At 38.7% G+C, this 13,275-nt stretch carries 24 protein-coding genes; 6 read left to right on the top strand and 18 right to left on the bottom strand.

Features of this window, described 5'->3' with window-relative positions; all coding sequences use genetic code 11:
• The first annotated feature begins 9 nt into the window (after window positions 1-9).
• From C9991_RS06770 to C9991_RS06755, 4 genes are read left to right on the top strand one after another with little or no spacing between them, the layout of a single operon-like run.
• Window positions 10-408, top strand: coding sequence for a hypothetical protein (locus C9991_RS06770; RefSeq protein ID WP_106811843.1), 399 nt, complete (start codon window positions 10-12; stop codon window positions 406-408).
• A gap of 31 nt (window positions 409-439) precedes the next feature.
• The gene (locus tag C9991_RS06765) at window positions 440-868 is read left to right on the top strand and encodes a hypothetical protein (RefSeq protein WP_106811842.1); all 429 of its coding nucleotides are present in this window, start codon (window positions 440-442) and stop codon (window positions 866-868) included.
• A gap of 18 nt (window positions 869-886) precedes the next feature.
• Window positions 887-2,185, top strand: a complete 1,299-nt coding sequence (locus C9991_RS06760) for an ATP-binding protein (RefSeq protein WP_106811841.1) — start codon at window positions 887-889, stop codon at window positions 2,183-2,185.
• A 5-nt stretch (window positions 2,186-2,190) separates the two neighbouring features.
• Window positions 2,191-3,489 carry a hypothetical protein gene (locus C9991_RS06755; RefSeq protein WP_106811840.1) on the top strand — a complete coding sequence of 433 codons (1,299 nt, stop codon included), beginning with the start codon at window positions 2,191-2,193 and terminating at the stop codon, window positions 3,487-3,489.
• Window positions 3,490-3,658: 169 nt separating this feature from the next.
• On the opposite strand, the gene C9991_RS06750 is transcribed toward C9991_RS06755, so the two are convergent.
• The 18 genes from C9991_RS06750 to C9991_RS16670 form a co-directional block, all read right to left on the bottom strand.
• Window positions 3,659-4,162, bottom strand: a complete 504-nt coding sequence (locus tag C9991_RS06750) for a hypothetical protein (protein WP_232823271.1) — start codon at window positions 4,160-4,162, stop codon at window positions 3,659-3,661.
• Between the two features lie 64 nt (window positions 4,163-4,226).
• The gene (locus C9991_RS06745; protein ID WP_106811838.1) at window positions 4,227-4,463 is read right to left on the bottom strand and encodes a hypothetical protein; all 237 of its coding nucleotides are present in this window, start codon (window positions 4,461-4,463) and stop codon (window positions 4,227-4,229) included.
• Window positions 4,464-4,623: 160 nt separating this feature from the next.
• Entirely contained in the window at window positions 4,624-4,812 is a 189-nt protein-coding gene (locus C9991_RS06740) for a hypothetical protein (RefSeq protein WP_106811837.1), read from the bottom strand.
• A 12-nt stretch (window positions 4,813-4,824) separates the two neighbouring features.
• Window positions 4,825-5,091, bottom strand: a complete 267-nt coding sequence (locus C9991_RS06735; protein ID WP_106811836.1) for a hypothetical protein — start codon at window positions 5,089-5,091, stop codon at window positions 4,825-4,827.
• Complete coding sequence (locus tag C9991_RS06730) at window positions 5,088-5,282, bottom strand: hypothetical protein (protein WP_157949390.1); 195 nt, start codon at window positions 5,280-5,282, stop codon at window positions 5,088-5,090. Before C9991_RS06730 ends, C9991_RS06735 begins: the two co-directional genes overlap by 4 nt.
• A 92-nt stretch (window positions 5,283-5,374) precedes the next feature.
• Window positions 5,375-6,052: a recombinase family protein gene (locus C9991_RS06725; RefSeq protein WP_106811834.1), complete on the bottom strand. Its 678-nt coding sequence runs from the start codon at window positions 6,050-6,052 to the stop codon at window positions 5,375-5,377.
• 143 nt (window positions 6,053-6,195) lie between these two features.
• Entirely contained in the window at window positions 6,196-6,537 is a 342-nt protein-coding gene (locus tag C9991_RS06720; protein WP_106811833.1) for a hypothetical protein, read from the bottom strand.
• Between the two features lies 1 nt (window position 6,538).
• Entirely contained in the window at window positions 6,539-6,940 is a 402-nt protein-coding gene (locus tag C9991_RS06715; protein WP_232823270.1) for a hypothetical protein, read from the bottom strand.
• Between the two features lie 97 nt (window positions 6,941-7,037).
• A complete protein-coding gene (locus C9991_RS06710; protein ID WP_106811831.1) occupies window positions 7,038-7,238 on the bottom strand; it encodes a hypothetical protein in 201 nt (66 codons plus the stop codon).
• Window positions 7,231-7,428 (bottom strand): hypothetical protein, encoded by a 198-nt coding sequence (locus tag C9991_RS06705; RefSeq protein WP_106811830.1) that lies wholly within the window; start codon window positions 7,426-7,428, stop codon window positions 7,231-7,233. The genes C9991_RS06710 and C9991_RS06705 overlap by 8 nt, the downstream gene beginning before the upstream one ends.
• Entirely contained in the window at window positions 7,406-7,915 is a 510-nt protein-coding gene (locus tag C9991_RS06700; RefSeq protein WP_106811829.1) for a hypothetical protein, read from the bottom strand. The genes C9991_RS06705 and C9991_RS06700 overlap by 23 nt, the downstream gene beginning before the upstream one ends.
• A gap of 6 nt (window positions 7,916-7,921) precedes the next feature.
• A complete protein-coding gene (locus C9991_RS06695) occupies window positions 7,922-8,155 on the bottom strand; it encodes a hypothetical protein (protein WP_106811828.1) in 234 nt (77 codons plus the stop codon).
• Window positions 8,156-8,158: 3 nt separating this feature from the next.
• Window positions 8,159-8,389 carry a hypothetical protein gene (locus C9991_RS06690; protein WP_232823269.1) on the bottom strand — a complete coding sequence of 77 codons (231 nt, stop codon included), beginning with the start codon at window positions 8,387-8,389 and terminating at the stop codon, window positions 8,159-8,161.
• Window positions 8,390-8,539: 150 nt separating this feature from the next.
• The gene (locus C9991_RS06685) at window positions 8,540-9,469 is read right to left on the bottom strand and encodes a hypothetical protein (RefSeq protein ID WP_106811826.1); all 930 of its coding nucleotides are present in this window, start codon (window positions 9,467-9,469) and stop codon (window positions 8,540-8,542) included.
• A 2-nt stretch (window positions 9,470-9,471) separates the two neighbouring features.
• On the bottom strand, window positions 9,472-10,254 hold the full coding sequence (locus tag C9991_RS06680; RefSeq protein ID WP_106811825.1) for a Sak single strand annealing protein: 783 nt from the start codon (window positions 10,252-10,254) through the stop codon (window positions 9,472-9,474).
• Window positions 10,255-10,390: 136 nt separating this feature from the next.
• Window positions 10,391-11,446 carry a DUF3871 family protein gene (locus C9991_RS06675; protein ID WP_106811824.1) on the bottom strand — a complete coding sequence of 352 codons (1,056 nt, stop codon included), beginning with the start codon at window positions 11,444-11,446 and terminating at the stop codon, window positions 10,391-10,393.
• A gap of 22 nt (window positions 11,447-11,468) precedes the next feature.
• The gene (locus tag C9991_RS17155; RefSeq protein WP_255414787.1) at window positions 11,469-11,603 is read right to left on the bottom strand and encodes a hypothetical protein; all 135 of its coding nucleotides are present in this window, start codon (window positions 11,601-11,603) and stop codon (window positions 11,469-11,471) included.
• Window positions 11,604-11,743: 140 nt separating this feature from the next.
• Entirely contained in the window at window positions 11,744-11,917 is a 174-nt protein-coding gene (locus C9991_RS16670; protein WP_157949389.1) for a hypothetical protein, read from the bottom strand.
• Window positions 11,918-12,450: 533 nt separating this feature from the next.
• Here C9991_RS16670 and C9991_RS06670 point away from each other — a divergent pair.
• Both C9991_RS06670 and C9991_RS06665 read left to right on the top strand, forming a co-directional pair.
• Complete coding sequence (locus tag C9991_RS06670; protein WP_198643764.1) at window positions 12,451-12,663, top strand: hypothetical protein; 213 nt, start codon at window positions 12,451-12,453, stop codon at window positions 12,661-12,663.
• Window positions 12,660-13,103: a hypothetical protein gene (locus C9991_RS06665; RefSeq protein ID WP_106811822.1), complete on the top strand. Its 444-nt coding sequence runs from the start codon at window positions 12,660-12,662 to the stop codon at window positions 13,101-13,103. Before C9991_RS06670 ends, C9991_RS06665 begins: the two co-directional genes overlap by 4 nt.
• Window positions 13,104-13,275 lie beyond the last annotated feature (172 nt).

Here is a 13,275-nt window from a genome sequence, read left to right as displayed (position 1 = left end):
ATAATTATTATGACTGGATGTACTTATATTATTGGCGCAGGAATAGCTGCTGCTATCGGATATTGTATTTGGAGAATGTATCTGAACAAAAGAAATTTTCTCGCTTCAGTGCAGGAGGATGTCGTTGAGGGAACACTACGAATGGACGACATCATCAATTACTTCAAGTCACAACAAATCATTAAAGGACAAGATATACCATTCCTCGCAGATGGAGATTGTGAAGAGTTCCGTAGAATGCTTCATGCACCATATCCTAAAAAGAAGGAAGGTTATCAGACATTCTTTATAGGTGTTTATAACGAGAAAAAGGATGAAATAAAGTTCGCCAGACTGATTCATGCTCGTGAAGTTGAGCAGAAAGTAAAAGAAGTTTTGGGTTCTGAGCATCTTGTCGTTTTGGGATAATCCACAAGTTAAACTACAATAGATTTACCAAATGATAAAACTGTTTTTCGGACTTACTGCTCTCTTCTTCTTTTTTTTTATTTGCTGTTGTGCTGTTCAAAGTTACGATAGTATAGCTTTGTGGTTTGTACTATCGTTGCTGTCTCTGATTATCGCTGTCATTATGACTATATACAGAGCAACCAAGGCTACTGTTAAATTTGCAGGTGAAGTGGTGGATTTTGCGTATGACCTTGTTGTTGCTGTTGTTGCAGGTGTAATTGACCTGTTTACAATTAAAGACCAAGTTCGACAGAAAGTTCCAAGCGCATTGAAAATAAAAATTATGGAAAAGAAAAAAAGTGCAGTGCGTGTAGGAATTTTTGGAGAGCAAGATAAGCCTATCTGTCCTATGGATATTGAAGGAGACGGTGTCCAAGATAATCTCTATGTCGGACAGACAATTTATCTTAACAACTAACAACAAAGATATACAATAATGATAAATATAAGAATGGAGGGGTTGACTGACAATCAACTTCTCTTATTAGGGCAATTTGAGAATAGCTTTGCATCTTATATTCGCAAATGCTTAAATGAGTGTACCAACAAACGATTACAGGTGTCTGTTGGTATGGCTTTAAAGCGAAAGGAGAATACTGAACTTCCATACAGTTTGACTAGCAATGCTGCTTTTTCTATCTCTAATAGTTTTGACATAATGGTCAAAGCTAAGGAGTATACAGAGGTGGCTGGAATTGAAGCTATAGTTCCTACTGGACATCTACGTATAGACTTGAACTTTAAAGAGAAAGAGGAGAATGTTCATAAAGAGGATGAAGTCATCAAAACGAAAGAAAAAGACGAAACACCATCTTTCTTTCCGCAAACTCCTAAATATTCTTTAAATCAAGTTATTCTTGATGAGACAACAAAACTGGATATAGAAGATGCGTTGAAAATAATACGCTACAAAGAACTTATTTACGACAAATGGGGATTTAAAGATATAGACCCAGTTCCACGTAGTGTTATCAATCTTTATGGGGAGCCTGGCACTGGAAAAACCATGACAGCTCACGCCATAGCAAAAAGTTTGAATATGCCTATCTTGCTGCTCAACTACTCGGAAATTGAATCTAAGTATGTAGGAGAAGCACCCAAAAATCTTCAAAAGGCTTTCTCTGTTGCAAAGGAAACCAATTCTGTCCTGTTTTTTGACGAAGCAGACTCTTTCCTTGGACGGCGTATAGAGGATGTCCGTCATGGTTCAGACCAAGCATTGAACTCACTACGCAGCCAAATGCTTATCCTTTTAGAGGAATTTTCAGGTGTGGTTATCTTTGCAACCAACCTTGTTTCCAACTTTGACACAGCTTTCAATTCTCGCATTCTTAAACATATATACTTTGGACTTCCTAACGAGGAAGCTCGTGCTGCAATTCTTTGGCATACTATTCCTGCTTCCTTACCACATGATGATACCATCAATAAAGAGTCCATTTCAGAAGAGGGTAAAATCATAGATGGATTTTCTGGAAGAGATATAAAAAATGCAATTCTTGATATGCTATTAAGAAAAGCTGGAGAAAGTTCTGAAGATGCCTGTTTCTGCATAGCAGATTTGCACAATGCCCTTTTGACAAAAGTAGAACAGAAAAGACAACTTAAAGAAGAGGAGCAACGTGCATTGAAAAATAGAATAGCTCGTAAATTAAAAGAAAAGGTGGCAGAACAAGCAGCTTTAAAAGAACAGAATATGGCAAGTGAGAATTCTGATAGTAAGACAAAAGATTAGGAAGCATGAAACAGCAAACAGATAGTATCAAGTATTTTAAGGTTTTTGACAAACGCAAGCACCTTTTCGGGGTAAAAATCGAAGGGCAAAGGAGTTGGTACATAAAGCCTCAGTTTAAAGGAATAGGTATAAAAGACGAGGGTACAGCAGATGAAAAGATGTGGTTTAAGCAGCAGGGAAAATACGGCTACTATCATATTGGCGAAAGACGCATCCTTATCCCAGCCATATATGGTTGTCCGCTTTTCTTTAACGCAAACGGTCAGTCGATTTCATGGAAAGATTATAAGACAGGCGTAATCAATCAGGAGAATCAGATTCTCATTCCTTTTATCTACGATGATTTAAAAATCCGCTATAGATGTGTACCCATTCCCGAAGAGGAGGATGGGTATAAGAAGATTTTCATTGGCTATGTCTGCTTCACCAACGATGGTGCAGCTCAGGCATACGATGAGAATTGTCAGCCCACGAATCTTAAAGATTGGGAATTGGAGCTTCTGAACAAAGAAACAGAGTATGACAATTCAGAGGTGGAGAACATGAGCCTCACAGAACTGGAAGAACGTATCAAGAAGGAGTTTGTCACACTCATTGAACTTGGCTACCAAAACTACACTGATAAAGTTTGGAGCCAAGGGCATTGCGCCAAAGTGGATGCCCAAGAGAAGAAGGTCAGGAGTCTGCTTGCAGACCGCCAACGGATGATGAACCGAAATTTTGTACATAACGAGGAGAATGCCCAACGTATAAGGCGGACGAACGACCTGCTGATGCGTGCCATACGCAAAGCTATCAAACTTGGCAAAAAGACAAGCAAGTCGCTACAGTGGATGGAGAAGGTGAGCCATACTACACACTATGAGATTGGAATATATGTTTATCCCAAATGGAAGAACAGCAAAAGCGAACTGGGATATGAGCGAAAATACAAGTCGTCTGCCAAAGAGAATCAACGTTTGAAGGCAGAATTGCACAATTATGAGGGTACACACATTTGGAATATTATTGCAGCCTTGGCGAGCGGTTCTAATTATTACGAGCCACACTCCTGTTGTGACTACTGGGTAAGCAAGTATTCTCCAGACGATTGGGATGAGCGCAAGATAACAATGGATGATGGAGTTTCATGGGACGAAGGTATGCACTATCCTGTTTATCAAGATGTGTATTTTACCTATCCATGGTACTGCCTACACAATCATCATTTTCTCTATTCATTTGAAGACCTCTGCAATATTAATGACTTCCGTGTGAATGTCGAAGTACAGTTTGTGGCAAGAGAGCAAGACCGTGTTTCGTAATGCCTCATTATAGATTGTTGGTATAAGCCATTGGGTAATCGGGATGTCAACAGAACTGTGTCAGTCTCTATAAAATAGAAAACACAGTGCCTGACACAGTTTAAATTACGCTACCGTTATATATGACAAAAAAGGAAGAAAGCCCATAAAAGCCTTCTTCCTAATTTGATTAGTCATTGCAGACATTGAACTCGTGGAAGGAATAAAACATATCCTCATTCTCTTCCTCATGCTTCTCAACATAAGCATCCAAAGCGTCTTGTATTGCATTAACGCTTGGCTCTACATCATTCCCGACAATCTTAGATACAAAATTGGCTGCTTCATCGAGAGTTTCAAAATATTCCCAATCCTCGTTTGAATCAAGGAAGTAACGCTCAGGGAAATAGTCGCCTGAAGCATCGTTTGTGTAGTAAACTTCACAGCCAGGTTCCTGTTCCATAAAGTAAACCTTAATGCTGGGATAGGTCTTTTCGATAATCTGTCTAACCCCTTCCTGTTCGCACCATGCCGTTTCCTGATTTATTGTCAGTACATTTCCGTCAAGAGAGAAGTCTGTTATCTCCCCACGGCATCTGAGTTCTTTCCAGTTGCCGCCAAGTTTATATACAAGGTTTCCGAGCCACATCTTGCCGAAACCATTAGACAGTATAGAGGTCTTACGTTTCTCCATATACTTCAAGACTTTATGCAGAGATTTTACTTCCTTCAAATCTCCTACGCACTTATAAGAGGTATCACACCAATTCGGCATCCCCAACCTCCTTTCCGTCTTTGTAGTGATAGATAGACAAAGTTTCTGTTGTCATCCACTGTGAATTACTTAGTCTGAAACCATACTTATCTTCGAGGGTTGAGAGGAAATCTGAAAAATCCTCATACTCCTCAGATGCTTTCAGTTCGTCATCGGTAAGCTCTATGATATTCAAGCTTCCGATAGTGAAGTCTAAGATTAAAACATACTTTGGTTCCATGATTATTCTATTCTTGTTGATTTGTAAAACATTAACTTGGTCACAAATGGGTTTGCTCTCATAATCAAGTTTCTTGCTGCTCCTTGATTTTTTGCTTCTACCCATAATGTGATAGGCTTGGCTGATTCTTTAGTCCAAGCCATAAAGTACCATAAGATTCTCATATCGTAATCTTGTTTGAAGTTGCATCCTCTGACTCAAAGACTTCTCTACTGTCAAAATCCAGTTCAAAGTCATTGTTGTCAAGTTCGATTTGGTCAGCCTTTTCGATAGCCTCTTCTTTCGAGTTGGCAAAAACTACTACATCGGCTGTAGCGTAATAGTTGTAATGTACAGTAAACTTTTTCATTGTTCTCGATTTTTAAGCCCAGTCATTCACAAGCCATACCTCAATGTCATAGTTTACAGTATAGCCCTGTGTTTGAAAGGGGATTTGTAATTCTTGTTTTATTTGTTCTCTTGCCTCTTCTGCCGTAAGTCCATTAAATTCATCCAAAGGAATATTATGATGTTCCGCTATGGCTTCAACGGCTTCTTCTTTTGATGTGTAGATCCCCTTGCAATCTCGATTCGAAAGAGAGTGCCAGGAGTCGGTCTCATACACTGGATAAAGATATTGTTCTGTCATACCGCCTCCTTGATAAAATAGGTTAGGTGGTTGAAGTTGGAGCTATAGGGGCTTGTGGTAATCATCTTAAACCCCACTCCATATTTGCCTTGGTACTTCTCCACGTTCCAATGCTTTCTCGTAGATTTACCGACCCCCACAGAAGTATGATGTGGAAGAAAGTTGTGTTGTATGAGTTGTTTGATTCTCATACGTTGTTCTTCACTATAGATTCTAGCGTATGCTACATTTGAAGAATGAAGAGTTCTAATGATAGCACCCTCCTGATTGTGTATATTCTCTTTCATTTTAAGTTGTATCTTTTGATAAGTTTATATATTGTTGATTTAGAGAAAGAGCAACCTTTGGAAGTGACAAATCCCTCTTGATTGAGTGTGTCTGCCATTTCTTGTAAGGTATATTCTTCTTTCACGAGAGTACGGAGCATAGCAATAGCCCTCTTGTTATTAGGGTTGCTATCCGCTTTAGCTTTGCAGGTCTTGATGCTGTTCTGGATTGCTTGCTCATGCTTATCCAGTAAATGCTCTGGATTGCCAAGTTTGAATCCTCTTGCTTTCTTTGCCTGTAATGATGCTTTGGTTCTTGCTGCAATAAGTTCTGCTTCATACTGACTAATAGCAGAGATTATATGCAGTACCATTTTATTAGCCTGGGGGAAATCGCAAAAGATTATTTCCACATCAGACTCCAATAGATTTGAAAGGAAAGATACGCTTCGAGCGAGACGATCTAGTTTAGCAACAATCAGAGTTGCATTTTCCTTTCTGCATTGTGATAACGCTTCTTTCAGTTTTGGTCTGTCAGATTTGCGTCCACTTTCTACCTCGACATACTCAGAAATCGGAGTTGTGTCACGGAGGTAGTTGTGTATAATTTCTCTTTGTGCTTCAAGTCCAAGTCCACTATATCCTTGCTTTTGTGTAGAGACTCGGAGATAAGCTACATACTTTGTTTTTGTCATTGTTTACTGGTTTTAACATAAGTTCCACAGCTTAGATGTCCGTCTTGTCGATGGAACCAATGTGAGTTAGACATAAAAAATGAGGAATACCAGAGATTGTTAGTTTCCTGATATTCCCCATCTTCGTAGGATTGATAGTTTCCCTATACTGCGATTTTATGTGTAAGCCCAAATATAGAGCAAATGTAATCGTAGTAAGAAACGCCATATTGTACGTTTACATCTATGAGTGAAGCGATATTCTCTAAAGAAACGAAACGATAGATAACTTCGGATTCCAGAGCGTTGTCGGGAGTTATTGTTATATCGTATCTGTTATCTTCTGTCAGCTGTATCTTAATCCATCCACAGACTTTTCCTTGAACATAAAATGAAGTTCCGTTTTCGATGACTTTGATGTCGTTGAAGTGGAGACCCCATGAGAAAGGCTTCATGCTACATTGAAGAGCATCATGCCAGATTTGCTTTGCTATTCTATCGTTCATATTATGCTCCAATTAAGAAGTTCATTACTTTGGCATTATAGTTCTCAACCTTGTCGTTCTCCACGTTTAGGTCGATCGTCTCTGCCAGGTTATCTAAATACACATCGTCTATCTGTTTGAGCAAATTCCCTTCTTCATCATATAAGAGAACTTGGAATATATCAGCTCCTTCGATATAGACAATTCTCACGTTTCCTGTATGTAAGAAGCCCTGAACATGGAATTCGAGAGCATCTTCACTACATACTACTGTTTCTAAGTCCACTCCCCAACTCATAGGAAGGAGAGGTTCTTTGGCAATGATACTCCAAATGTACCTTGCCATGTCGGTTGATAGTTTCTTATTACCCATCTTGCCTTTTATTGTTATCAATCCATTTTTTTGCCTCTTCAAGTGAATCAAAGGTATTGTCCTCTATTTCACATCTTCATTCAGAATAAAGGCTTGAACATCATCGGGAGAGTTCAGAATAATCAAATTCTCCTTATAAGTTATCTCCTTAGCCATGTTGTAGGATTGATTTAATTGTTTGTACTTGTTGTTTGGTTGGAGCTGAGAATACGATATAAGCATCATCGTCCTCTATCCCAGTCCATACAACTTTATCTATCGTACCGCCATTATCTATAATTTGACTCATGGCGTATTGAACATCACCCTCATGCTCAACATCTATAAGATAAAATACTCCTTTAGCCATAGTATTCCTTCATATAGCAATCTTCACAGAGAGATCCATAATCATTAACATCACTTCTTGTCATCGGTCTGCCGCAATACTCACAATGTCTTACAGTCTCTTCGTGAACATAGCGGACAACATCGAGCATCGAAGCTCCACGGTAAGACACAGATACCTTACCTTTCTTAGTTGCTTTCTTGTTTGCCATTTCCTTTTAGTTTTGATTCGTACTTGCATTCAACATAGGCAGTAAGAATAGCCTTGATAACTCTGGCTCTGTCTGCTCTGTTGTAGTTGGCTGGTTTCTTGAGAGAATAACCATTTCTGAATGACTCTTCGATATATGCCAGACACTGCTCTTCATATCTGTTGTCGAGAAAGTCTCTGAGTTTATAAGTAACATAGGTATCTGTATCGTCACCCTGGATGTAAACCGAAAGATAGACTTCATCCTTCTTCCAGTTATAAATGTTTGTCACTTTGCTATTCCAGTTGTTGCCAGCATCAGAAAGGAATAATGTTTTATACTTGCATCTTGTTTTGTTACTATCTCCACGACCTGCCTCCTTGATAATTCTGAGGATGGTATTGTTTGTGATAGCCAAAAGTTCGTTTTCGTTAAGAGCGTTGATAATCTCCAATTTCTTCTTTGGAGCGTATCTTTTGAACAACTCGATATTGATATTTGCTGCCATTGTTGTTTACTTTTTAATAAAATACTCAATAGCGGAATGAACTAAGATATAGTAGTCCTGATTCACTCCACACTTATTCTCATAGGGATTATAGTAGTCAAGTGCTAATGCCTCGTATAGCTGAGGAATATGCTTCTTGATTTTATTTACCAACCACTTGTAATTGATAGGCTTAACCCCCTTCATCTTCTTCTGCCATTCCGAAAGAGTAATATCGGAACAGCAACATTCGTAAGTCATAGGCTAAATGAATGGTAAGTATATCTCATCCAAAATGCCAGACTCAACCATCTTCTTTGCGGCTTCATGTGCGCCACGATTTCTGTCATCGTAACCGTAATCATCGCTAGCTATAACTCGGATAGTTGCCACAAACGATTTCATCAACGACTGCTGTAATGTTCTGTGTTGCATACTAACAGCAAGTCCAAACTTCTTAGGATTCCATGACATTGAGTTGATGGAATCTGTCAAAGCTTCAGCCGCTTTATATTCTCGGCTCTCTTTCAATATTACAGTCTCCTGATAATTCATATTTTTTGAGTTTTAATGTTGTGAAACAAAAAAGCCAGGGAGAAAATCTATTGTATTTGATAATCTCCCCAGCTCTGTAAATACTGGTTGTTATATGGCAATGCTTAGAGACCCTGCCACATCTGAGGTCTTCATGTAGGCAGACAAATCTATATTAGGATTATCAGCCTTAAATGCTTTCAAGTCAAAACTGCTGCGAGTTGTCGGGAGTTTACGAGTAATTCTCATTGTCTCTGTTGCCCAACTCCTCACATCCTTCTCTTCCATGTCAGAGAGGAGCTTGCCTTTGATAATATTCAACTGCTCTTCTGCTGATTTCTTGGCTTCGATAAGTTCACGGATTGTCTCTTCTTGTGATGCCCACTCATAGGGGATAGCATAAGGATTCTTGAATTGCTCACCTCGAAGGTCTGTGTCGAGAAGATCTTTTGCAATCTCAGGGGGAATACGACTGAGGATGATGATTTCTGATATGTGGTCGAAACTTCCATCTTTCTTCTGTTTGTTACGAAGATGAATGATGAAGAGTTTATCTACCTTTGCCTTCTTATTCTGAAGTTCAAAGAGATAAGCATAAATTGAAAGTTGCCAGCGAGCCTTTTGAAGTTTATCTGCTGTCATCTGTCCGTAAGTCTTTATATCGCCCAAGGAAAAGGTATCATCTGAAACTCTATATACCTTGTCAATATTGGATGCCCATGATTTGCCATCTGTCACATTGTATTCGGATGCCTCATGCGTCAATCCATAGTCCTTGCAGATTTTGATATAATCGACTGTCTCTTGTGTACCATCGTTTATCCAGTTTTTATCGAAGTCCTCTATCGAAGAATGGACTCCTGTACCATATTCCGCTGCTGCATTAAGAGTAGTCTCACTGATACCGTTAAATTCATCAGGGAATAGCTGTCTTTGAAACATCCCTGTGATTCCACTTAGCTGTTTATCGCCAAGCCAATACTCGTGCGCCTCTTCATTGAAAAAGACACCAGAGTTCTTTAGTTCTATTCGTTTTGCCATAGTTACGCTGCTTGTTGAAGTTGGAGTTTACGTTGTGTGAAGATAGCTTTGACCTCCTCGTTGCCGTTTACCTCATTCTGGTGCTGATAGTAAAGGCTTGCAAGTTGGTCTTGGCTAATGCAAGAATTCACGGCTGCTCTAATCCCTGCATACTTGTCGAGGGATTTCTGCTGTGCCGTGGTAGTTGTCTTAGTGGCAGTTCTTCTTGTTGCCGCTTTCTTTGTAGTGTTGGCAGTTGATGTTGTACTGTCATTCTGTCCGTCTGCTGTATTGTCTGTTGGAATATCCTCACCAGCATAGACATAAAGTCCAAGTCCAAACATGGCAAGATTCTTCACTAAACATCTCATAAGCGTTTTGTTGATATCAAACATTGTAGCTGCTGTAACCGTCTTTTCGGTGTAAGCCTTCTTATAACTGTCCCATACCTGATATGTATAAGGAGTTAGTTTCATTGCCTTGTTTTTTGCATCCATGACAGGCAACCACATTGAATGAGTAAGGTTATCAACTGTAACCTCAGTGAATACCATGATGCCAACATTTGGGTCTGTGAAGTAAGGTAATTTAGTTTCGGGATTCTTAATTACTTGGTAGGTAGCACTTGGGTATGCAGCCTTAAATTCTGCCCAGGCGTTAGCCCAGGATAAATAACTGAGTTTGTCATTCTCTCGCTTCTCTAATTTATCGTTAAGGTCGAGAGAAGATAAAGCGTTGAACATTATAGCTCTACGCTCGTCTGCTGTTATATTAGCAGGAATTTCTGGTTTCTTAAATTTACACATTGCGGTATTTTTTAAGTTGTTGTGAATACTAATGATAAACAAAAAGAGAGATACACAAATATCTTCTTTCGTTGATAAATGTATATCTCTCAAACATCCAGGTCTATTAGTTTCCAGACTTTTAGAGAGAAGGATGTTAGTTGATGAACCAAGAATAGCCCTCAGTGTCTTTACCTGTTAGGGCTTTTTGGATTCCTAAAGCAAAATCAGTACAGTTCTGGTTTCGATCTAACCACTTATCTATATAAGCGGATTTTACAGATTCGTTAGCGAGCTGTAGTAGATTCCATGTAGTAATATCTTCTCCCTCTTTCTTACCGAAATTGGGATTAGACACATAGTTTTTTACCATAGCATTTACGGCTTGATCACCGATAGTCAGCGATGGCAGTTGTTTCTGTTCGGACGGTGAAAGAAACTGGTATAGTCTCATTCTACCGATAATCTTACAGAATAACTCTTCGGAGATAGATGTTGATTGCAAATTTTCCAAGAGCTTTAATGTTTCGTCCTTGTGAGGGTTAAAACCATTGAAAAGTTCAAATGACTTCTGCATAATGTCTGCTTCTGTCAAACAGTCTATGGTTCCTGAGTTTCCGTCACAGGTTAGCATTAAGTTTGAACATACTCTTACTTGCCAACCGACAAATACTTTGAATTTTAATGCGGTTGGACGGTTATAGAGTTTGTCCTCATTATAGCCCCTCACTCCACCAATACAAAGGTGAACCAATTGACCATTGATAGTTTTTGTAAGGTTCTTGACATGGCAGCAAAAAGCCAATCTCTGATAAAATACGGTCTTGTCTGCATCTGTCAATTCACTTGCTTTCTTGTGTTGAGCTGATGGTATTCTTCCGATAATAGGATGTGATACTCTACACTCAACAGGTGTAAGTTCTCCAAATACTTTCTCGGCAACGCTTTTTACAGCACCAATAAAATTCTGGTGTGAAAGAGTAAGTGTTCCGTCAAAGAAAGTAGGAATTACGTTCTTAGTTTGCAACTCTTCAAGCGTGATTGCCTGAGTATTGCTTTCAATGAAGTTAGGATGGTTGTCACCCCAATCTTCTTCTTCAATAACTTCAGCCTCGATTATATCATCTGATTTTTCGAGACCCAAGGTTATGTCTGATGTGATAGTCCCTGCTGTAGGAACAATCACGGCTGTAGTTGCTTCTTTCTTCTTCATGTTGTTATTGTTTTTGAAGTTGTTAGCAAACTGTAAAGTAACTTAGTCGTGGGAAGAAAGGAAAGCGTATAATCTTTGCCTTCATGTTTCTCACGAGCTTAACAGAGCCATTCTTATTAATTGCTCTGATGATAAGTTCTGATTTCGTTTTGTTCATATTTATTACATTTTGAACAGTTAGAACTATGGGAGCCACCAGACTTAATTTTACTGGTTGCTCCCGATAATTTTTTCCACCCTTTGAAGAAAAATGTTATAGCTTCTAAAAGGGTAATGATTGTGTCGAGTCTTTCGTTTTTAGTCACATACAGTCTCGACATTTGTTGTGTCGGTAGGCGTTGTTGTTGACTTTACCGACTTCTTGTTTTTGTACTTGCTCCAGACACTCTTCGTTAAATCTGTAGCTTCGATTAAAGTGACAGCTACGCATAGTACACGATAGCTAATCACAAGAGTTTTTTTGATGTTCATTTTTTTTTCTGATATTTTACGTTGTTAAAAAAGTTATATTCTATATCTAAGGCTTTGAAAGCCAGATATTTCCGTTAAAATTGAAAGAAAAAAAAGAGGCTCAAAACACCTTGGTTTTGACCTCATCGTAATACTTCAAGCAATAGCCCGACCTGTAGAATAGTAGCTCCTTGAGTACCGTAATCCAAGCCTAAGCTAAAGTTCATGTTGTTCCAGATTCATCACCTGGCAATCCCTTCTTTATGCTTAAAGTTTATCAAGAATATTATCTTGATATTTTAATATTATTTAATAAGTATTAATAACTTGTCAAAAGTAAGGGTATTAAGTCTTTGCAGACGTAATTATTAGAATGGCGAAAAACGCTATAAAACTCACCTCCACTACTTTAAACTTCTTACTTATGTATTAAATATCTATGTGAAATGTTTAAGAATCTATTTCAAATAGTCACTGGGGAGCGAAGTATAGTAACTTCCAGTGAACAGGTTAAGACTACTGCCGAGGAACATAAAGTAGTCAAGTCAAAGTTCATGCACGATATACAGGCATTGAAAGATGCAGGCTACTCGTTGGTTGCAGGAGAAGCTATCGTGTTGGACTTGAAATCTGCATTGGAGCTTATGCCTCGTGACCGAAAGAGGGTGGATGCGTACAAGAGCCTGGCAGACTATCTTAATAAAGAGTTCGATTGTACTCTTTATGTAACTTCACAAAAAACTAAAATAAAGGAGGACAAGCAATGAAACTTACGATTATGAATTACGACATTGATACGGATGTTGAGAAGGACTATCAAGAATTGTCTGACAAATTATCATTCTTGGCGATTGCTTTATATCCCAAGATAGACATTAAGGGTGTTGCGTATGACTATAATCCATGCACCAATACAGCCACCATCCTATTCAAGAGAAATTCAGTAAGCTATCTGGATTGTGGTTGGATAAAGAACGAAGACTGCCAACTTATAACAGGACTGACGGAGGAGTGCTTCTTTCCGAAGGTATTTGGCGGATTGGATGATGGCTATTGGGGATTGATAGCATACAATGGAAGTTGGTATGCTGCTGATGACAACATTAAAAGGCACTTCCTTAAACGCCTGTCTGAGGGAGCTAAAGACATAAAGATAAACTTTGGCAAACATTATCTGGAGATTAAGATTATTGGAGCAAACTCATAATGCCTTTTACCTAAAAACAAAATAATGGCATATATGGGGTTTGAATGAGTTATAGGGGTGTACTATTTTTTTGAATATAGGTAAAAGTAGCACAAAACAGGCTGAATGTCAGTAAGTTTTGCGATTTACCTTTTTCGATAGGTAAATCACTTAAACACAAGAAAAAGTGTTA

This window comes from Prevotella merdae (assembly GCF_900290275.1).
GTDB lineage: Bacteria > Bacteroidota > Bacteroidia > Bacteroidales > Bacteroidaceae > Prevotella > Prevotella merdae.
The sequence above is the reverse complement of the archived record's forward strand: the minus strand, read 5'-3'. Positions and strand labels throughout refer to the sequence as shown.